The sequence below is a fragment of the Acinetobacter sp. 1294596 genome, from assembly GCF_000582925.1.
Classification (GTDB): domain Bacteria; phylum Pseudomonadota; class Gammaproteobacteria; order Pseudomonadales; family Moraxellaceae; genus Acinetobacter; species Acinetobacter radioresistens.
This window is the reverse complement of record NZ_JFCC01000015.1, coordinates 30,162-50,723: the sequence shown is the minus strand read 5'-3', so window position 1 is coordinate 50,723 and position 20,562 is coordinate 30,162. Positions and strand designations below refer to the sequence as shown.

Annotated in this window: 18 protein-coding genes; 8 read left to right on the top strand and 10 right to left on the bottom strand. The window is 44.6% G+C overall.

Annotated elements, in window-relative coordinates; all coding sequences use genetic code 11:
* The first annotated feature begins 5 nt into the window (after nt 1–5).
* On the top strand, nt 6–665 hold the full coding sequence (locus J502_RS07690; RefSeq protein ID WP_026444026.1) for a riboflavin synthase: 660 nt from the start codon (nt 6–8) through the stop codon (nt 663–665).
* 409 nt (nt 666–1,074) lie between these two features.
* Here the strand turns inward: J502_RS07690 and blhA are convergent, their stop codons facing one another.
* From blhA to J502_RS07675, 3 genes are read right to left on the bottom strand one after another with little or no spacing between them, the layout of a single operon-like run.
* Complete coding sequence (gene blhA / locus J502_RS07685) at nt 1,075–1,707, bottom strand: cell division protein BlhA (RefSeq protein WP_034683686.1); 633 nt, start codon at nt 1,705–1,707, stop codon at nt 1,075–1,077.
* Between the two features lie 45 nt (nt 1,708–1,752).
* Nucleotides 1,753–2,160, bottom strand: a complete 408-nt coding sequence (locus J502_RS07680; RefSeq protein WP_034683683.1) for a DNA polymerase III subunit chi — start codon at nt 2,158–2,160, stop codon at nt 1,753–1,755.
* Nucleotides 2,153–3,601, bottom strand: coding sequence for a leucyl aminopeptidase (locus J502_RS07675; RefSeq protein ID WP_034683680.1), 1,449 nt, complete (start codon nt 3,599–3,601; stop codon nt 2,153–2,155). The genes J502_RS07680 and J502_RS07675 overlap by 8 nt, the downstream gene beginning before the upstream one ends.
* 154 nt (nt 3,602–3,755) lie before the next feature.
* Between J502_RS07675 and lptF the strand changes: the two genes are divergently transcribed.
* The 4 genes from lptF to J502_RS07655 all read left to right on the top strand — a co-directional run bounded on the left by lptF (nt 3,756) and on the right by J502_RS07655 (nt 8,802).
* On the top strand, nt 3,756–4,856 hold the full coding sequence (gene lptF, locus J502_RS07670) for an LPS export ABC transporter permease LptF (protein ID WP_034683677.1): 1,101 nt from the start codon (nt 3,756–3,758) through the stop codon (nt 4,854–4,856).
* Nucleotides 4,856–5,926: an LPS export ABC transporter permease LptG gene (gene lptG, locus J502_RS07665; RefSeq protein ID WP_034683674.1), complete on the top strand. Its 1,071-nt coding sequence runs from the start codon at nt 4,856–4,858 to the stop codon at nt 5,924–5,926. Before lptF ends, lptG begins: the two co-directional genes overlap by 1 nt.
* A gap of 118 nt (nt 5,927–6,044) precedes the next feature.
* Nucleotides 6,045–7,595, top strand: coding sequence for a 2,3-bisphosphoglycerate-independent phosphoglycerate mutase (gene gpmI, locus J502_RS07660; protein ID WP_034683673.1), 1,551 nt, complete (start codon nt 6,045–6,047; stop codon nt 7,593–7,595).
* A 19-nt stretch (nt 7,596–7,614) separates the two neighbouring features.
* Entirely contained in the window at nt 7,615–8,802 is a 1,188-nt protein-coding gene (locus J502_RS07655; protein ID WP_034683671.1) for a S41 family peptidase, read from the top strand.
* Here the strand turns inward: J502_RS07655 and J502_RS07650 are convergent, their stop codons facing one another.
* From J502_RS07650 to gacA, 3 genes are read right to left on the bottom strand one after another with little or no spacing between them, the layout of a single operon-like run.
* A complete protein-coding gene (locus J502_RS07650) occupies nt 8,803–10,218 on the bottom strand; it encodes a sigma-54-dependent transcriptional regulator (RefSeq protein WP_034683669.1) in 1,416 nt (471 codons plus the stop codon).
* A gap of 24 nt (nt 10,219–10,242) precedes the next feature.
* A complete protein-coding gene (locus J502_RS07645) occupies nt 10,243–11,808 on the bottom strand; it encodes a sensor histidine kinase (RefSeq protein ID WP_005405790.1) in 1,566 nt (521 codons plus the stop codon).
* Nucleotides 11,809–11,822: 14 nt separating this feature from the next.
* Nucleotides 11,823–12,458 (bottom strand): response regulator transcription factor GacA, encoded by a 636-nt coding sequence (gene gacA / locus J502_RS07640; RefSeq protein WP_005017150.1) that lies wholly within the window; start codon nt 12,456–12,458, stop codon nt 11,823–11,825.
* 218 nt (nt 12,459–12,676) lie between these two features.
* On the opposite strand from gacA, the gene pbpG reads away from it, so the two are divergent.
* Nucleotides 12,677–13,708 (top strand): D-alanyl-D-alanine endopeptidase PBP7/8, encoded by a 1,032-nt coding sequence (gene pbpG / locus J502_RS07635; protein WP_005017149.1) that lies wholly within the window; start codon nt 12,677–12,679, stop codon nt 13,706–13,708.
* An 87-nt stretch (nt 13,709–13,795) separates the two neighbouring features.
* Here pbpG and thrC read toward each other — a convergent pair whose 3' ends face one another.
* The 4 genes from thrC to xerD form a co-directional block, all read right to left on the bottom strand.
* The gene (thrC, locus tag J502_RS07630) at nt 13,796–14,941 is read right to left on the bottom strand and encodes a threonine synthase (protein WP_034683667.1); all 1,146 of its coding nucleotides are present in this window, start codon (nt 14,939–14,941) and stop codon (nt 13,796–13,798) included.
* A gap of 57 nt (nt 14,942–14,998) precedes the next feature.
* Complete coding sequence (locus J502_RS07625; RefSeq protein WP_005022971.1) at nt 14,999–16,303, bottom strand: homoserine dehydrogenase; 1,305 nt, start codon at nt 16,301–16,303, stop codon at nt 14,999–15,001.
* Nucleotides 16,304–16,426: 123 nt separating this feature from the next.
* Nucleotides 16,427–17,242 carry a DsbC family protein gene (locus tag J502_RS07620; protein WP_034683665.1) on the bottom strand — a complete coding sequence of 272 codons (816 nt, stop codon included), beginning with the start codon at nt 17,240–17,242 and terminating at the stop codon, nt 16,427–16,429.
* Nucleotides 17,243–17,344: 102 nt separating this feature from the next.
* Complete coding sequence (gene xerD, locus J502_RS07615; protein WP_005022976.1) at nt 17,345–18,265, bottom strand: site-specific tyrosine recombinase XerD; 921 nt, start codon at nt 18,263–18,265, stop codon at nt 17,345–17,347.
* Nucleotides 18,266–18,429: 164 nt separating this feature from the next.
* Between xerD and J502_RS07610 the strand changes: the two genes are divergently transcribed.
* A complete protein-coding gene (locus J502_RS07610; RefSeq protein WP_005017133.1) occupies nt 18,430–18,693 on the top strand; it encodes a FeoA family protein in 264 nt (87 codons plus the stop codon).
* A complete protein-coding gene (feoB, locus tag J502_RS07605) occupies nt 18,690–20,543 on the top strand; it encodes a ferrous iron transporter B (RefSeq protein ID WP_034683663.1) in 1,854 nt (617 codons plus the stop codon). The genes J502_RS07610 and feoB overlap by 4 nt, the downstream gene beginning before the upstream one ends.
* Nucleotides 20,544–20,562: the final 19 nt, after the last annotated feature.

Sequence of the window (20,562 nt, the reverse complement as noted above, 5' to 3'; positions counted from 1 at the left end):
GATCTATGTTTACAGGCATTATTGAAAGTCTTGGAAAAGTACAGAGCCTGCAGAGTGTAGGCGGAGATGTACGGTTACGGATTCAGACTGACCTTGATATGTCTGATGTAAATTTGGGAGACTCGATCGCGACCAATGGTATCTGTCTGACCGTGATTGAATGGGGCGAGAACTGGTATGCAGCGGATGTTTCACGAGAAAGTTTAAACCGTACTACATTAGGGCAATGGAAAGTCGGACAACCGGTCAATGTTGAAAAGGCTATGCTACCGACTACGCGTTTCGGTGGCCATATTGTCAGTGGCCATGTTGATGCGATTGGTGAAATCACCCTAGTCCGTGAAGATGCGCGTTCTGTTTACTATGAAGTGACTGCTCCAAAAGAAATTGCCAAGTATTTGGCCGAAAAAGGCTCGATCACTGTAGACGGTATCAGCCTGACCATTAATCATCTGCGTGGTAATATCTTAAGCCTGAATCTGATACCGCATACTGCCGAGCGCACCAATATCAGTACCTGGAAAACAGGCAGCAAAGTTAATCTGGAAGTAGATGTGTTGGCACGCTACATTGAACGTTTGTTGCTAGGTGATAAAGCTGCTGAACAGAAACCTGAGTCTTCTATCAGTATGGCATTTCTGGCAGAAAATGGTTTCTTGAAATAAGCCTCATAATTTGCTTTTAATATAAAAAACCGGCCATTATGACCGGTTTTTTATATTAAAATTTGATCATAGTAAGTGCAGGATATACTGCTGGGCTTTTTAAAATGGCAGTTTCTTTCAGTCTAAATCAGCCTGTTTCAGAGGCATGAGATAAAAATACAGATATAGAGAAAAATCTGCACGGCTGATCAATAAATCCTGTGTGGAGATAGTCCACTGTTCACCCATAGAAAGTTGTGAAATATGAGCAGAGAGCGGGCTGGTTGAGTGTATCCATAACTCTTCCTGAGCATCTGATAACTGGTCCTACTGCTGTAATGAGCACGATTTCGGCAGTATATATCTATTGCACTACCTTGTTGCTATGCCAGTTTTATGAGAGCTCACCAGCCTTACCGGTTTTAAGCATCTAATCTTGGATAGATGTCTTAAACTTTGTATTTTTCAGGATGTATTCGATCTCTTCATGAGCTGCTGCCTGTAACCTGGCACGAAAGGCACTCACCGCCTGTTCGATCTGGGTATCTGCTTCAAGCTCTAAACGCAGGCGTACACTTTCAAGTTCAGTGAGAATTTGTTCATCCTGAACTTTCAGAAAATATTTCTGGGCGTAATCAATGGCTGGAAGCTCAGGATTTTTATGATAACGTGAACTGTACTCCAATGTTTCCTGACTCAGCATCTGGTTCAAAATATACAGCTGCTCAGTCTGTTGATGAAACTGACGAGCTTCATCTTCATATAGCCCGGCATTATAAGCGGCCTGGTCGGCGCGTTTTTTCGCCAGAGATTTTTCTAGAGCCCATTGTTTGCGAATACGGGCCTGTTCCAGCAGTTCTGCTTTGAGTTCAGCGTAAGCAGTTTCGATTCTCTGCTGTGATTCAAGCTGAGCTCTCTGCTCTCTTGCCTGCCAGTTTTGGATAGAAGTTTCTGGTCGCAGTAATTCACAGATTCGCTTGAGGTCATCTTCATATACTTGCCGGACAAGTTCCGGAGTATCCAGCCAGCGCTTTTTAAAGTCTTGACCAATATTAAGGGCCACCTGATTCTCCTCTAGATCATTTCATGTATATGGTACAAAGCTGATTTACAGTTTAAATGTGCGGGGTTGAATACCCAGTTGCCGGTAAGTTTTATATTTTTCCCGACCAGTTTGCTTGGCAGTTTCATTGTTTTCAATAATTTCAATTATATGTCCAAATTTTTCAACTGGACCAAGCGCTTTGTCAGAAAAATTAAACACCAGCCAGTCTAATTCAGCAGGCAGCTCGGCAGAAATACACACCGGTGCATTAACCTGGTCAATGCCATGACCAATAAAACTGGCTGTATCGAAATTCCATAATGCTTCATCCAGCTGCTGCTGCATAATTGGATCGGGGCAATATAGCCAGATTCTGGCAGGCTGCCGCAAGATCTTACGGCATAACCGGCAAGCACTTTCTACTTGCCGTTCCTGACTTTTTTCAAACAAATAAAAACTGACCTTAGCCATTAGCCGCTGCACGGTTTGCTAAAAATTGCATCAGCATTGGAACAGGGCGGCCAGTTGCGCCTTTTGCTGCTCCAGATAACCACGCAGTACCGGCAACATCAAGATGTGCCCAGCGGTAATCTGTGGTAAAGCGCTGCAAAAAGCAGGCTGCAGTCACTGAACCGGCCTGTGGCCCGCCAATATTGCCCATATCTGCAAATGGTGAGTCAAGCTGTTCCTGGTAATCGTCCAGAACCGGCATACGCCATACACGGTCATGGCTCTGCTCTCCGGCACGGGTAATTTCGGCTGCCAGTTCATCATCTGGTGTAAACAGGCCAGAAAGTACTTTACCCAGCGCTACAACACATGCTCCGGTTAAAGTAGCAATATCAATCACCAGTGCAGGATTAAAGCGTTTTACATAAGTGAGGGTATCGCAGAGTACAAGACGGCCTTCAGCATCAGTATTCAGGATTTCGACAGTCTGACCACTCATGGTGGTAACGATATCACCCGGACGGGTAGCGTGTCCGGAAGGCATATTCTCAGCAGCAGCAACTGCTCCAATAACATGAATTGGCAGTTTTGCTTCACACAGAGCACGTATGGTCCCTAATACCGAAGCGGCACCACACATATCAAATTTCATTTCATCCATGCCTAAACCAGGTTTAAGTGAAATACCGCCCGTATCAAAGGTAACACCTTTACCCACCAGTACTACTGGTGCCTCTTCGGTTTTCACTTTATATTCCAATGTGATGACACGGCCCGGACGGTCTGAACCTTTACTTACAGCCAGAAAAGCATTCATGCCCAGATCAGCCATCTGCTGTTCATTAAGTACAGTAACTTTTAACAGATCAGGATATTGAGCCGCCAGTGCCTGTGCCTGTTCAGCCAGATATTCAGGAAAGCAGATATTGCCTGGACGGTTACCTAAATCCCGTGCAAAATTTTGTCCCGACTGTACGGCATGTAAAAGCGTTAGCTGTTGCTGGCTCAGGCTGCTCTGAGGTGCAACCAGTTCAATATGTTCCAGCTGGAACTCATTTTTCTTTGATTTAAATTCATCAAACTGATAAGCCGCCTGAGTCAGTCCAAGAGCAAATAGGTAGTGAAATTCATCAGGTAGTGCTGAAATATCAATACTGATGTGCTTGAATTTTTTTTGTGTAGATTTAATAACAGTTTGTGCGATTTTTGCTAACTTGGCTGTTTTGAACTCACTTACCTTATCGAGCCCCAGCAGTACAGCATTCTGATGAGCTGAAGTCTGAGCGATTAATGGCAGGCATTCATTCAAACTACCCTTGAACTGTGTCGCGTCTATTAAAGCCTTTAGTTCATTGAACTGGTAGGCTATGGCAGGCTGTTCAAGGTTTTCAGCATCAGTCAGAATGATTAGGTGCTGGCTGGAAGTCAGAGTAGAGGAAGAGGTATTAATTGTCAGTTTCATATGTCTTTCATGCCTATTCAATAGCTTGATTTATTAAACCATTGAAACATTTCCTTTGATAGCGTTTCAATGAGCAAGTCCGTGACAGGTTTTATATTTTTAACATTCGGGTAAACTAGCGCTAGTTCCGATTGGCCTTTTTGGAAGATTAACTTTGATTATCCGGCGTTATCTCGTCAAGCAAGTAGTTTCGACTTCACTGGTGGTCATTGCCTTATTGACCCTGATCATGATGGGCGGGCGTCTGATCAAGTATTTCGGCGTTGCAGCGCAAGGACGGCTTGATGCCAGTATTCTGCTGAGTATTATTGGCTACCGTTTACCGGAATTCTTGACCCTGATTCTTCCACTGGGGTTTTTTATCGGTTTAATGCTGGTTTTTGGCCGTCTTTATGTTGACCATGAAATGGCAGTGCTGAACGGAAGTGGTATTAGCCGTAACCGGCTAGCACGTCTTCTAATTCCCCTGACACTGGTTTATATGCTGGTACAGAGCATATTGATGCTGTGGATGTCGCCATGGGGAATCCGCCAGTTTGAGCAGCTGACCACTAGTCAGGCTGTGCGTACCGGTTTTGATCTGGTCAGGCCTAAAGAATTTATTTCTTCAGGTCCTTATACGATTTATGCCGGTTCACTTTCAGAAGATCATAAAAACCTAAAAGAGATATTTTTTTATCAACGGGCAGAAAAGCCGGGTAAACCTGATGTCATGATTCTGGCCAAGGAAGCTACCCGGGTAGAAATGATGGATGACAGCGCCAATGTTGTTGATCTGGTGCAGGGTCGCCGTTACGAGATTTATCCGGGTCAACCGCGCTATTCACAGGCAGAGTTTGAAAGTTACCGGTTACGTTTGGAAAATGACAAGACTGCAAATTTTGAAAGTGATGATGTTGCTGCACTTACCACCAGTAAACTCTGGGAGCAGCGGGCTGACCCGGTGGTGGCAAGTGAACTGGGGTGGCGGATATTTGTACCGTTTGCCATTATGGTCGCATTAATTCTGGCGATGGCGCTTTCTGAGGTCAGCCCACGCCAGGGACGCTACATGAAGTTATTTCCGGCTTTGCTTATTTTTGCCAGTCTGATTGTAGCGCTGATTGCCATTAAAACCCGGGCCAGTAAGGATGAAATCGGAATCTGGGCCTATCCGGCAGTTTTGCTGGTATATGCTGTTGCTGGCGCTCTCTTTTCCAGAAAGCAGAAACTGGCCCCTAAACTTAAGAAACAGATCAAGCGAGTAAGATCCTAATGCTGGCACGTAGAATTGTTGCAAAACATGTTACCAAAACCACAGCGCTCGCCATGCTGGGGGCAACCGTCGTGCTGTCTATTTTGCAGGTCCTGTTTACTTATCTGGGGGAGCTGGGAAATCTGAAAGAAGGCTATAATGCCTGGCAGGCACTATTGTATGTGTTATGGAGCGCACCACGTTATATTTATGAAATCCTACCGATTTCGGCATTGATCGGTGCAGTTTTAGGTTTAGGGACGCTAGCTTCAAACAGTGAATTAATTATCATGCGTGCCGCCGGTATCAGTCTCTGGCGGATTGTTGGCTGGGTAATGCGTTCAGCCTTATTACTGGTGATTTTATCTTTTGCCTTGAGTGAATGGGTTATTCCTGTAACTAATGAGCGTGCCGAAAGTGTAAAAAGTCACCGTTCAGTTGCACAGCTGGGCGAAGTCAAGGGCTACTGGAGCCGGGAAGGCCAGCGCTTTATTTATATTGATTATGCTAACTCGCAAGGAAATCTGCGTAATGTACAGGTAGTCGACTTCGATCAGGATTACCGTTTGCAGGCTTTACTGAATGCTGACTCTGGCCAGTTTGAACAAGATAGCCAATGGCGTTTACAGAATTCTGTACAGGTAGACATTCTGGAAGCCGGTAATGCAGTACAGCATGTTGCTGAACAGCAGCCTCTTGCACTGGCGTTAAAACCTAAATATGTCCATATGGTAACACTAGACCCAGAAGATTTATCTCCAAGTCAACTAATAAGCTTCATACGTTATATGGAAGAATACAGTCAAGTACCCAAAACTTATCAATTGGCCTTCTGGCAGAAACTGGCTTCACCATTTGCCCTGATTACCTTGGTACTGATTGCCTGCTCATTTATTTTCGGTCCTTTACGTCAGCAATCGATGGGCTTCCGGCTGGTTATTGCGCTGTTTATCGGTCTCGGCTTTTACTATCTGCAGGATTTTCTTGGCTATGCCAGTCTGGTCTATTCACCTTCTCCAGTCTGGTTTGTCTTTTTCCCGATTCTGCTGATGTTTATCGGTGGTAGTTATTTGTTATATCGGGCACGCTAGACCAATTGAAGGAACTGATAGACGGGATCGTCTAAACTCATCTCGACTACATAGAGTCTTAAGCCAAAATTGGTTAAGATAGCCTGATGAATTTGCAAACAGAAAAGAGTGTAAAAACATGACGGATGCGACAACAGGCAAAATTCCACACGTACTGGTCATCATGGATGGCATAGGTCATCGTGAAGCGGTTAAGGACAATGCCTTTCTTGCGGCAAAAACACCCAATCTGACCGCTATGAAGCAAAAGCATCCGCATGGTCTGATTTCTGGATCTGGAGAGGACGTGGGGCTTCCAGATGGACAAATGGGTAATTCAGAAGTGGGCCATATGAATTTGGGTGCTGGTCGAGTGCTATATCAGGACTTTACTCGTATTACCAAGGAAATCCGTACCGGAGCATTCTTTGAACATGAAGTGCTGGTTGATGCCGTAGAGAAAGCGAAGACAGCTAACGGTGCAGTACACATTATGGGGCTGCTATCTGAAGGTGGAGTGCATTCGCATCAGGACCATATTATGGCCATGTGTGAACTGGCGCTTAAACGTGGTGCACAGGTCTATCTGCATGCGTTTTTAGATGGCCGCGACACGCCACCAAAAAGTGCCGAGCCATCTTTGCAGAAGCTGGATGCCTTATTTGCCCAATACCCGGGTCAGGGGCGTATTGCCAGCCTGATTGGCCGCTATTATGCTATGGACCGTGATAACCGCTGGGATCGTGTAGAGCAGGCCTATCGTCTGTTAACTGAAAGTGAAGCACTGCGCGTAGCAGCGACTGCAACTGAAGGACTGGAGCAGGCCTATGCAGCAGATGAGACAGATGAATTTGTAAAAGCTACCCGTATTGGTGAGCCTGTAAAAATTCAGGATGACGACGCAGTAGTCTTTATGAACTTCCGTGCAGACCGCGCACGCGAACTGACCCGTGCTTTCGTGGAAAAGAATTTTCAGGGATTTGAACGGAAGGCCGTGCCAGTATTATCCAAATTTGTGATGCTGACCCGTTATCAGGCCACTATTGATGCACCGGTTGCCTATATGCCGGATGCTCTGGTTAACTCTCTGGGCGAGTACCTGTCCAATCTGGGCAAAACCCAGCTCCGTATTGCCGAAACTGAAAAATATGCTCATGTGACTTTCTTTTTTAGTGGCGGCCGTGAAGAAGAATATCCGGGGGAAAAGCGTATCCTGATACCTTCTCCAAATGTGGCAACTTATGACCTTAAGCCTGAAATGAGTGCCTATGAAGTCACGGATGAACTGGTCAAGGCTATTCATTCAGGTGAATATGATCTGCTGGTAGTAAACTATGCAAATGGTGATATGGTCGGCCATACCGGTATATTTGATGCCGCAGTAAAAGCGGTTGAAGCAGTAGATACTTGTCTTGGCCGGGTATATGAAGCAGTAATGGCCAAGCATGGACACATGCTGGTAACAGCCGATCATGGTAATGTTGAACAAATGCAAGATTACCAAAGTGGTCAGGTCCATACCCAGCATACCACTGAACTGGTTCCTTTCATCTATGTCGGACCGACCTCTGCAGAGATTATCGAAGGGGGAGTACTTGCCGATGTTGCACCTACTTTGCTAAATCTTATGAAATTACCTGTACCGGCAGAAATGCAGGGACGTAATCTGATTCAGTTAAGTACCTCTTAAACAACGATAGGTGAATCATATGCTCCAGCACTGGAAATACAGGGCAATAATTGCCGGCCTATTAGGGTGTTGGAGTAGTACTATTCTGGCTGCCAATACGGCTAATGATGCATTTGTGCCTGAGTTAAATTCACCAGTGACGCAAGAAGATTTTGCTGAAATTCCGGTTGAGTCCATTCAGCAGTTTGTCGAGATTTATGGAATTGTAAAAGATAACTATGTTTCCGATAAGACTGATGATGAACTGTTCCAACAGGCAATTAGAGGATTGGTCAGTGGGCTGGACCGTTACTCACGCTATCTTTCAGCAGAGGATTACCGTGAACTGATTCAATATACTGAAGGAGATATTGCTTCAGTTGATTTTAATTTAAATTATGATGCGCATGATCGCCAGTGGCGGATCCGTGATTTAAAAGATGGCTCGGACTCTTCCAAACTGGGATTACGCAACGGTGTATCCGTCTCGCGTATTGATAACCAGGAACTTAAGAGTCTGAACCATAGCCAGGTCAATAACCTGTTATATGGTACTGTCGGTTCAACGCTAGAAATGCAGCTGGGCAATAACGCCACACCGATCAGTTTGGTCCGTAACAAGAAGATTGAAGCCGATATTGAGCCGATATTGATTCATAACCAGCAGGTTTTGGTACTCAAGGTACATGTATTCCAGCAGGATACTGCTAACCAGATTAAATCACTTATTGAAGAGAACCAGTCACCACGTTTGAAAACAGTCCTGATTGATCTGCGCAATAACCCGGGTGGATTACTCTCGGCTGCGGTTGAGACTGCAGATCTATTCCTGAATCAGGGCGTTATTGTTTCCACCAAAAGTCGTTCAGAAGGCAGCCAGCAGTTTCAGGCTTTACCGGGCAATGAGTTCCAGAACCTGAAAATGGGTATTCTCATCAATAACCGTTCTGCTTCTGCGGCTGAGGTGTTTACAGGAGCTCTAAAAGCTCAGAAACGAGCTTGGGTTATTGGTGAAAAGAGCTATGGTAAAGGTGTAGTCCAGAAGTTATTTCCCTTACCTAATGGTGCAGCACTACAGATGACGGTGTCACATTATTACACTCCAGACGGCAACATGATTGAAGGCCGTGGTATTCAACCGGATCAGCTATTTCCGATGAGCCCAAGTATTAAAGAAGAAACTTATCTGGACAATGTGGCAGAATTACTATTAAAAAAATATCCCTGACTACTCATCATCGGTATCCAGCCCAAATTTTTTGAGTCGATAACGTAAAGAGCGAAAACTCATTCCAAGTTTTTTAGCAGCCAAAGTCCGGTTCCAGTGTGTCTGGTTCAGTGCAGTGAGCAGAACTTCTTTTTCAATATTTTCCAGATATTGCTCCAGGCCTTCAGCAGGAATTTTCCTGTGAGGGCTCAATGGAATGACTTGGTCCGTTAGCGGTTCATGATTAACTTGGCCCGCTACAAAATTTTGGACATTGCGCAGAGGTGCACTTTGTAGTTGGGGTAAATCAATATATTCATTATCACTTAATGTGATTGCACGTTCGATAATATTACGCAGTTCACGCACATTCCCCGGAAAATATTGCTGCATCAGAAATTGCTGGCCGCGCTCGGTCAGAATTTTATTGGGAATATCCCATTCCTTACATACTTCCTGAATAAAATGTTTAGCCAGCAGAAGAATGTCATCTTCACGTTCACGTAGGGGAGGCAGAACAATATCCATGACATGAATCCGAAAGAAGAGATCCTGCCGGAACTTACCTTGCTGTACCAGTATTTCCAGGTCCTGATGACTGGCACTAATTACACGAAAATCGACATCAATTTCCTGATCACTACCAATCGGACGGATTTTCTTTTCCTGTACGGCACGGAGTAATTTAACCTGCATGGCCAGAGGCAGTTCAGCAATTTCATCCAGAAACAAGCTACCACCATGGGCAGAATAAATTAGTCCCTGTTTGTCCTGACTTGCGCCGGTAAAACTTCCTTTTTTGTGTCCAAACAGCTCACTTTCCATGAGATCACCTGGAATAGCGCCACAGTTAATAGCAATAAATGGACCATCACTGCGGTTACTTAAGCGATGTACCAGATTAGCCACTACTTCCTTGCCTGTACCGGATTCACCAGTAATAAAAACAGGTGCCTGTGAGCGGGCAATTTTTTTCAAGGCAATTTTGAGCTGCTGGATTGGCAAAGAAGTGCCAATCAACATCCGATTTTCCAAAGCATCTTGAACCAGTTGCTGAGCCGATTGAGGCGTATTGAGTGCTTTTTGAACCAGTTGCTGTAGATGGGCCTGATTGACAGGTTTACTGACAAAATCAAAAGCGCCAGCCTTGAGTGCTGAAATAGCAATTTCCATATTGCCATAGGCGGTCAAAACGGCGATCGGTGTACAAGGATAAAGTTGTGAAACATACTGGACTAATTCCAGCCCATTGCCATCTGGCAAATTCAGATCAGTCAGGCAGGCATCATAAGCATGTTGCTGAAAAAGTTTTTTTGCCTGCTCCAGTCCATGTGCAATGTGGGTTCTGATATTGATTTTGGCCAAAGACATTTGCATTAAAGTACAAAGGTCCTCCTCATCATCGACCAATAATATAAGTGCCTGCTGATTTGTCATGATGTTCGAAAAACCTGGTTAATTCTAATAAATAATGGAGCATTCGATTCGAAAACATGCGCCTTGTTGTTGCTTGACATAAGTAAGTTTTGCATGATTAGCCTCACAAAAACTGTGAGATAAATATAATCCTAAACCAGTTCCATTGATTTCGGTACTAAAAAAGGGTTTAAACAATTGTGAAATATCGCGCTCTGCTACGCCTTGACCAAAATCAATGACATCAATCCAGCCGCGTTCTTCTGTGCCATGTACCCGTATAATTATAAAAGACTGCTCTGCTGAATTATGCCTTAATGCATTACGGATCAGATTAATAAGCACTTGACGTAGCTGGAGCTCATCAAAATAAATCCAGATATCCTGCTCAATCTGTAGCTGTACAGCCTGTTTTATATCGATCAGGTCTTCATTTAAAACTTGGGCAAGAAAACCTGATAACCTGATTTTAGCAGGCTCAGTCGGACTGTTACGTGCCATATTCAAGGTATCATGGATAATCTTGTCAATACGTTGTGACTGCCGGTCAATCATGCCTGTGAGCATCTGCAACTGTTCTGGCTGGCTGTCAGCTAATAATTCATTAGCCTGAACAATAGCTGCCAAAGGATTACGAATTTCATGGGCAATACTGGCCGAAAGCTGTCCCAGTGCCATCAGCTTTAATTGTTGTACCTGCTGCTTGATTTTCTGGGCATCCTGCAATATCAACAGGGTTAAAGCTTGATGAGGCACAAGAAGTTTCTGAACCTGTATATCGACACTGAAAGGTGAAAGCTGTGATTCAAACAGGAACCTTTCACCATCTTTTAAGTCACTAAACCGGATAAGCGTATACAGGTCTGGCTGGAGTTTACGTAGAAAATACTTTTCATCAGTAAAAATCGGTGGAATACCTAGTAATGAACAGGCTGCCGGATTATTTAAAATCACCTGCTGCTGCTCATCTAAAACTAAATAGCCTACCTCAATTTGCTCCAAAATAGCCCGGTTAATATTCTGTAGCTGGTTAAGCTCAATGGATTGATAAAAATTCAGGTTTTCCAAAAGGCGAAACCGCTGTACAGCAATCTGTCCAATGCCATACATCACAAAAAATAAAAAAGCTAATAAAGCACTATTACTGATACTGTTGAGATGGGAACTGTTAAAAAAACTTCCTACTACCTGCTGGTAAATCACACTAATTACAGCAACCAGTGTGATAATTAAAGCAAGCTGGGGCCTGAGTAAAATTGTTGCGGCAAAGACCGTCACTACAAAAAGTAGACTTAAGTGCAGATTGGGTCCACCCAGTGCAAAATTTAGCAGGCTAAAACAGCATACATCTACTATAAACAGTAAAATAAGCTGCTTCGAAATTTCAAAAGGTAGAATTTTATAAAAAATCAGCTGGATACAGCTGATCAGGGCATAACCGACAATACTATAAAAGTACAGGTCAGGATGCTGGTAGTCTTGAGCAACAGTCTCAAGGGTTAGTGCAAAAATAATATTAAGACTAAGTGCTAAAACAAGACGATAAGCACTGTACCACTCTCCCAGACGGTAGATGGTCTGAAGCAGTGAGGCGGGACGTAGGGGGGCCATCTTTACGCCTATACTTAAGGTTTAATCAAGCCATAACGGATCGCCAGATGGGTGAGTTTCACGTCACTATCAATATCAAGTTTTTCAAATATACGGTAACGGTAAGTATTGACTGTTTTAACACTGACAAAGAGCTTGTCTGCAATTTCCTGAGCACTGATACAGTTCACTACCATCATGGCAACCTGCATTTCCCGTTCAGACAAGGCATCAAAAGGAGACTGCTGTGTATCAGAAAGATAAGAACTGGCCAACTGTTCGGCAATATCAGCACTAAAATACTTGCCTCCTTGCATGACCTTATTAATAGCACGTACCATTTCTGTAATAGGTGCGCCTTTAGTGATATAACCTTTGGCGCCAGCTTTAAGTAACAAAGACGGGTAAGGTTCCTCAGCTAAACCACTGACCGCCAGAACCTTGGTTTCAGGGGCAGTCTGTAAAAGACGACGGGTCGTTTCTACTCCGCCAATACCTGGCATGTTCACATCAAGTAAAACTACATTAGGATGAAGCTGCCGGACCAAGGCAATGGCTTCTTCTCCAGACTCTGCTTGCCCGATCACCTGTACATCTGCATGATCTTCTAACATACGACAAATGCCAGTACGTACCAATTCATGGTCATCGACGACTAAAATAGTGATCAACTTGGCTCTCCTTAAACTAAAAAATCATGATTTTTGTTACATAAAGCAAAATTAGCTTGCAATGAAACGACAAAATTAGCAATCCTATCTCTAAAATTGAACGAATAGATATGCACAATTACCTAAGCGATAAAAAGCTACGGGTTTTGTACAAATGTAAGGCATATTTGAGGTAATTAGCAAATCGCGTTTTGCCTCTCCAAGACGAGTATACCGCCGTGAAAAATTCTAAAAAGTCTTTAATGCATGTGCTAAGCATGTCTGTCCTGCTTGGCCTGAGTTCAACGAGCTTTGCAGAACTCATTGTGAACTCCTCTCCGGGGGGCAGTAACTCTGCATCACTTAACTGGTCATCAGAAGATGTCAGCCAGTTTATGAATGCTGATGAACCATCCCCACAAGGTTCTACCAGCGTTACTACCACTATTCGTCAGCAAAATAGTCCAGCAGCTACTCTGAAACCTAAAACGGTTCAGATTATTAACTCAACCTCATATGTGAACCAACCTTCAGTGAATGCCCGTGCAGCACTGGTCATGGATGCACAAACAGGTGAGGTGTTGTTCAGTAAAAACACCAACACAGCATTACCGATTGCATCAATCACTAAATTGATGACCGCCGTAGTGACTTCTGATGCACGTCTAAATATGTCAGAAGAAATTACTTTGCAACCTATTGATTTTATTGGTCCTAAAAAAGCCAGTTCTACTCTGCGTGCCGGTGACAAAATGAACCGTGCAGAAGTTCTGCTTTTTGCTTTAATGAAGTCTGAAAACCCGGCAGCGGCGGCTCTGGCACGGACTTATCCAGGCGGAAAACCGGCATTTGTAGCAGCAATGAATGCCAAGGCACGCGAGCTTGGCATGCATAGTGCCAAGTTTTATGAATCTACAGGTCTGGATGCACGTAATGTCGCATCTGCCCGTGACTTGGGTATTCTAGTAAGTGCTGCTTCTCAGTACGGCCTGATCCGCCAGTTTTCAACAACACCCACCTATGATTTTAATCTAGGCTACCGTGTGCTTAAATCGAATAATACCAATGCACTGGTACGTAACGGGGGCTGGAATATTAACCTGTCTAAAACCGGATTTATTAATGAAGCAGGCCGTTGTGTAGTTATGCATGCAACTGTAAATCAGCGTCCGGCTATTGTGGTGCTATTAGGTGCGTCAGATACCCAGTCTCGTAATAATGATGCAACCCGTTTATTTAGCTGGCTTAATCAGCTTCCTAAGAATATTTAACCCAAACCTCAAGAGCTGATGATAGAATTTAGCTCTTAAGCATATAAAAAGCCCTGTAAAAACAGGGCTTTTTATTTTCAGACCAGATTATTTTTCCATATTGGAGAGAATAGAGGTCTTAACATCATTCATTGTGGCGTCAATCGTCAGCATGACCGCATCAGCACATTGCTTGATTGCTGTATCTGGATCTTTCAAACCGTTTCCTGTTACTGTGCAGACAATAACTGAACCTTCAGCAATTTTACCCGCCTTAATATCACGGATCGCACCGCCAATTGAAGCGGCTGAAGCAGGTTCTACAAATACACCTTCATACATCGATAACATACGCTGTGCGTCTAGAATTTCGCTATCTTGCAGTTCATCAAACCAGCCTTCAGAATCACGTACAACTGCTTTAGCATGGTTCCAGCTTTGTGGATTACCAATGCGGATGGCTGTAGCCACAGTCTCTGGCGCAGCTACGGGAGCACCACGCAGGAAAGGAGCAGCACCTGAAGCCTGATAACCCACCATAACAGGTAGGCCTTCAGGCTTAGGTCCAGTAAACGTATCTGTTACTGCATCATAAATCACTTGCTCGAACTGGTCAGCAGGCTGATTGGCAACAGCTTCAGTATAGCCCATCCAGTGTGCAGTAATATTTCCGGCATTGCCTACAGGCAGGCAGTGATAATCCGGTGCACGGCCAAGAGCTTCTACAATTTCATAAGCAATGGTTTTCTGGCCCTGTAAGCGGAATGGATTAATTGAGTTAACAATAGTTACTGGTGCCTGATCGGCAACTTCTTTCACCAGACGCATACCATCATCAAAATTACCACGGATTTGCATAGTGATTGCACCATACATCATGGCCTGAGCCATTTTACCCATCGCAATTTTGCCTTCAGGAATCAAAACAAAAGCTTTGATACCGGCACGTGCTGCATAAGCAGCCGCAGCTGCCGAAGTATTGCCTGTAGATGCACAGATAATCGCTTTAGAGCCTTCCTCAATCGCTTTGGTTACTGCCATGGTCATGCCACGGTCTTTAAATGAACCAGTCGGGTTAAGACCTTCATACTTCACATAAATTTCAACATCTTTGCCAATAATACGTGGAATATTCTCAAGCTTGATCAGCGGCGTATTACCTTCGCCCAGAGAAATAGCACGAGTCGTTGCTGAAACGGGCAAACGGTCACGATAACGGTCTACAAGACCGGTATAACGGTTGGCATTAGACATGATGATGTTCCAAATATGAGGTAGAGCTGGTGAGAGGGTTAAACCCTCTCCACCTGATTAACTATCAAGCGATTCTAAACGAATTCGCACGATTTCGCCACGAACGGCAGATAAAGCCTGAATTTTTGCAAGAGCTTCATCCATTTTTGATTCTACAATCGGATCAGTCATGATGACGATTGGAATAATATCTTTAAGGCGCGGTTGCTGCATGATGGCATCGATACTAATACCGTCACGACTTAATATGGTGGTAATATCGGCCAGAACACCAGTCTGGTCTTCAGCATCAACACGGATATAATAGCCTGTAGTCATTTCTTCGCGGCTCAGGATTGGCAGGTCAGTCAATGCCTCAAAAGCCAGCTGCGGAATAGTACCTGCACCATCTTCGGTATAGGAAATGTCCCGCACGATATCAACTACATCAGCCACTACTGCAGAGGCTGTTGGTCCGGCGCCGGCACCGGCACCATAGTACAGGGTAGGGCCAACAGCATTGGCCTGAACCAGTACAGCGTTTTTCACACCATTTACATTTGCAATAAGCTGTTCCTGAGGAATCAGGGTTGGATGTACCCGTAACTCGATACCAGCACTGGTACGACGGGCAATACCCAGATGTTTGATACGGAAACCTAGTTCTTCAGCATATTTGACATCTTGAGCAGTAATCTTGCTGATACCTTCGGTATACACCTTATCAAACTGCAGTGGGATACCGAATGCAATTGAGGCCAGTAACGTCAGCTTGTGTGCAGCATCGATCCCTTCGACATCAAAGGTCGGGTCAGCTTCTGCATAGCCCAGATCCTGTGCTTCTTTCAGTACATCAGCAAAAGCACGGCCTTTTTCACGCATTTCGGTCAGGATAAAGTTACCTGTACCGTTGATGATGCCAGCCAGCCAGTCAATACGGTTAGCAGCTAAACCTTCACGAATTACCTTAATAATCGGAATGCCGCCCGCAACCGCAGCTTCATAAGCGATCTGTACTGCATGATCATCGGCTGCCTTGAACAGTTCATTACCATGTTCGGCCAGCAGCGCCTTATTGGCAGTAACCACCTGTTTGCCATGCTTAATGGCTTCCATGATGACTTCATAGGCCGGATGAATGCCGCCCATAAGCTCTACCACTACATCAACATCAGGCTGACGTACAATTTCAAGCAGATCAGCGCTTTGCTTGACTGTAGCCGGTAAATCCAGGTCAGGACGTGGACGGCGGGTACCGACGTGGGTGATTTGAATTTCTCGACCGGTGCGACGTTTAATCTCAGCAGCGTTTTGTTCTAATAGTTTAAGGGCTCCACCACCCACGGTCCCAAGACCGAGTATCGCCAGACGAACTGGTTTCACGTCACACTCCATACATCATTAAAAACTTGAATAGGCCTAGATCATAGCTAAAAAAACCGCCAGACTCTAGGGTGAAGATTGATTATCTTCACCTATAAAAAATATTTAGGTTTTATATAAAAATTAATTATTTAAGCGTTTTAATAGTTCGTCTGGTGCAAGGTAGCCTCCTAGGTATTCACCCTCACTATTATAAATCGCTGGTGTTCCATTAACTCCCATACGGTGGCCCAATTCATACTGTGCACGAACTGGAGTTTTACAGGTTGCAGCAGGAAGCTGTACTCCCTGAATAGCCTGCTCAAATGCAGCAGCGCGGTCTTTACTGCACCAGATACTTTCCATCGCAGGGAAAAGCTGATCTCCACGTGGCCAGGCAATATAACGTACTTCGATGCCCTTGGCGGTGATTTCATCCATATGCGCATGCAGTTTCTGGCAGTATGGACAGCTAACATCGGTAAATACGTAAATTATGTGCTGGGTTTTATTTTTAGCTGGGTAAACGATCAGATCTTCAGTTTTCAGTTCCTGTAGATAGCGTTTATTCTCAACTGATTGCAGGTTTTCACTCACACTATGCAACTCCTTGTCCCCTAGACGGATCACATCACCTTGAATCAGATATTTACCATCACTGGTGGCATAAACTGACGGCATTCCCTCGAGTGAAACCCAGTACAGGTTTGGCACTTCTGTTGCCTTGACATCAACCACTTTGGCATTAATGTTGGCCTTCTTGAAATGCTGTTGCAGTGTCTTGATCAGACGTTGCTGGGCATTACGCTCGGATAGGTTGGATGCTTCACCTGTTGCAGGAGCAGTTGCAGTTAAGGTATTGGTATTGCCTTGGTTATTCTTGTTATTAGAACAGGCGCCTAGCAGGAGAGTAATACTCATGGCACACGCCATAAAAATTTTCGAACGGGTAAATAACATAGACAACCCTTATTTTAAACATTGTGTTATTTGAAGATGTTTAGCATAACAAAAATATGGGGCGTGAGTTCAATCTTCATGTGCTGTTTTACCAGCTTATTCTCAAGCCCTAGGATGATGAGCTGCATGCAATTGCTGCATACGGATCTGAGCTACATGAGTATAAATCTGGGTAGTGGATAAATCACTATGGCCCAGCAACATCTGCACTACACGAAGATCAGCACCATGATTAAGTAAATGTGTGGCAAAAGCATGTCTTAATGTATGTGGGGAGAGCTCTGCCTGTATACCGGCCTGAAGAGCATAACGCTTGATGGCATACCAGAAATTTTGCCGGCTCATAATCCCGCCATGCTGAGTTAAAAACAGATAGTCTGTGGCACTTTTATAGAGTTGTGGCCGTGCTTCATTGAGATATTTCTCGACCCATTCAATGGCAACCTGTCCCAAAGGGACTAAACGTTCTTTGTTGCCTTTACCGGTAATACGTAAATAGCCCTGTTTCAGATTAATCAGCTCCAGCCTTAAATTTAACAGTTCAGTGACCCGCAGTCCGCAGGCATATAGAACTTCCAGCATAGCCCGGTCCCGCAGTCCTAGTGGAGTATTGATGTCAGGAGCATGCAGCAGGTGTTCAACATCGAGTTCAGACAGATCTTTAGGAAGCGCATGGCCAAGCTTAGGCGTTTTGTGTGTGGCAACCGGATTATCGCTTCGTAATTGCTGTTCACGCATAAATTTGAAAAATGAACGTAAGGCTGACAGTGTCCGTGCAATTGAACGGGGACTTTTGCCCTGTTTAGTGAGTTCAAACAGAACATCAGCAATATCTTCACTGTTCCAGAGCGGTAGCGGAGTAGAGGGACAATATTCACTACACTGGATCAGATCGGATAAATAAGCATTCCGGGTATGCGGACTAACAGTCTGTGCAATTAAAAAATCACGAAAACCCTGTAAAAAACTTAAATGTTCCGGAATCTGCACCGGAGAGGGGATACGTGGTTTTTTATTGAGCATTTAATCTGTTCCAATCCATCTCTTCATTACTGGTCAAACTGTAGTTTAAAACAGGGTGATTGTCGATTTGTGCAGAAAAATAGAATTGAAATCGATCCCTATTTGTTAATTATTCTCATTTGTTTGTTATACTGGCCGGGCAAAAAATATTAGGATTAGATGCGGTGCGTTTATCAGAGCTAAAAGTTAAGCAAACTGCCATCATTACCAAGGTCAACCGGACTTTGGATGGCACTTCAGAGCAGTCTGACCTTGTAGCAAGCCGATTGGAAACCTTGGGCTTTGTTCCGGGAACTCAGGTTCAGGTCATTACTAAAGGGCTATTCGGTGGTGATCCAATCCTGATCCAGATTGGTTTTACCCGTTTTGCCCTGCGTAGAGCCGAAGCAGAGAAAATTGAAATCAGTAAAGAAGGAACACCTGCATGAGTGAGCCCTTACGTGTTGCCCTTGTGGGAAATCCTAACTGCGGAAAAACTTCTTTATTTAATCATTTGACCGGTACCCGCCAGAAAGTAGCTAATTATGCCGGGGTAACGGTTGAACGGAAAACCGGGTTTTTCGAGCTGCCTTCGGGTCAGCAGGTGCGTGTACTGGATTTACCTGGAACCTACAGTTTAAATGCTACCAGTCCGGATGAGGCCATTACCCGCGATGTAGTGCAAGGCAAAATTATCGAAGAAGGCCAGCAGGATGTATTTCTGTGTGTGGTGGATGCAACCAATCTGAAACTGCATTTAGGGCTGGTCATGGAAATGATCGAGCTTGGCCGTCCGATTCTGCTGGTTCTGAACATGATGGATGAAGCACGTCGTCGCGGCATGCAGATCAACACACAAAAGCTCTCTGAACGCCTGGGTGTAAATGTGGTTGAAACTGTGGCTGTACGTAATGCCGGGGTTGAAAGCCTGATCAATTCACTGGATCAGCGCAAGTTTGATGTGCCACATACCGAACTCAGCGGCTTATCAGGCAGTACTCATCAAAAGATCACCCATATTTTAAAAGATGTGGTGAACTATATTGATGAGGAAGATAAACGTACCGACTTTTTTGACAAGATCTTCTTGCATCCAGTCTTGGGGCTGCTGAGTCTTGCCTTGATGATGTTTGTGATTTTTCAGGCGGTTTTTGCCTGGGCTGCGCCCTTTATGGACGGGATCGAAACTTTCTTTGGCTGGCTGGGTGAAACTATCAGTCCTTATATTTCTCAGCCACTTCTCAACAGTTTAGTGGTTGACGGTATTATTGCCGGCGCAGGCGGGGTTGTGGTGTTCTTGCCACAGATTCTGATTCTGTTTTTCTTTATTTTAGTACTGGAAGAGTCTGGATATTTACCTAGAGCAGCATTTTTGCTAGATAAACTGATGTTCAAGGCAGGACTGAGTGGCCGGGCATTTATTCCTTTACTGTCCAGCTTCGCCTGTGCAGTTCCCGGTATTATGGCAACCCGCAGTATTAGTGATCCACGTGACCGTTTAACCACTATTCTGGTGGCGCCACTAATGACCTGCTCGGCGCGACTGCCAGTTTATGCATTGTTAATTGCTGCCTTTATTCCGGAGCAGATAGTCTGGGGCTTTATGAATTTGCAGGGCTTGGTCCTGTTTGCTTTATATATGGCTGGTATTGTTAGTGCGCTCTTGGTGGCGACCATCATGAAGTTCTTCTATAAAGATAAATCTCAGCATACCTTGCTAATGGAGTTACCAAGTTATCGCTTTCCGGATATTAAAAATATCTGGATTGGCCTGCTGGACCGTGGCAAGATTTTCTTGAAACGCGTGGGTGGCATTATCTTTGCACTGTCGGTTCTGCTCTGGTTTCTCTGTACATTTCCGCAGCCACCAGCAGGCGCGACTATGCCAGATATTGACTATAGTTTTGCCGGGATGCTTGGCCACTTGATGCAGCCAATCTTTGCCCCACTTGGCTTTAACTGGCAGATTTGTATTGCCCTGATTCCGGCCATGGCTGCGCGTGAAGTAGTGGTTGCAGCTCTTGGAACTGTTTATGCCCTGTCTGCAACCGATGAAGATGCGGTATCACAGGGACTTTCACAGCTCATCAGTGCAGATGGTAGTGGCTGGTCACTGGCCACCGGTCTGTCTCTTCTGGTATGGTTTATTTATGCACCGCACTGTCTGGCAACACTGGCAACAGTACGCCGTGAAACCGGTTCATGGAAAACAGTGGCCTTTATGACCACATATCTGTTTGGTCTGGCATATTTTATGTCATTCCTGACCTATCAAATTGCTTCACATTATTTTGCTTAAGTGAAGAGAGGAGGTTGAG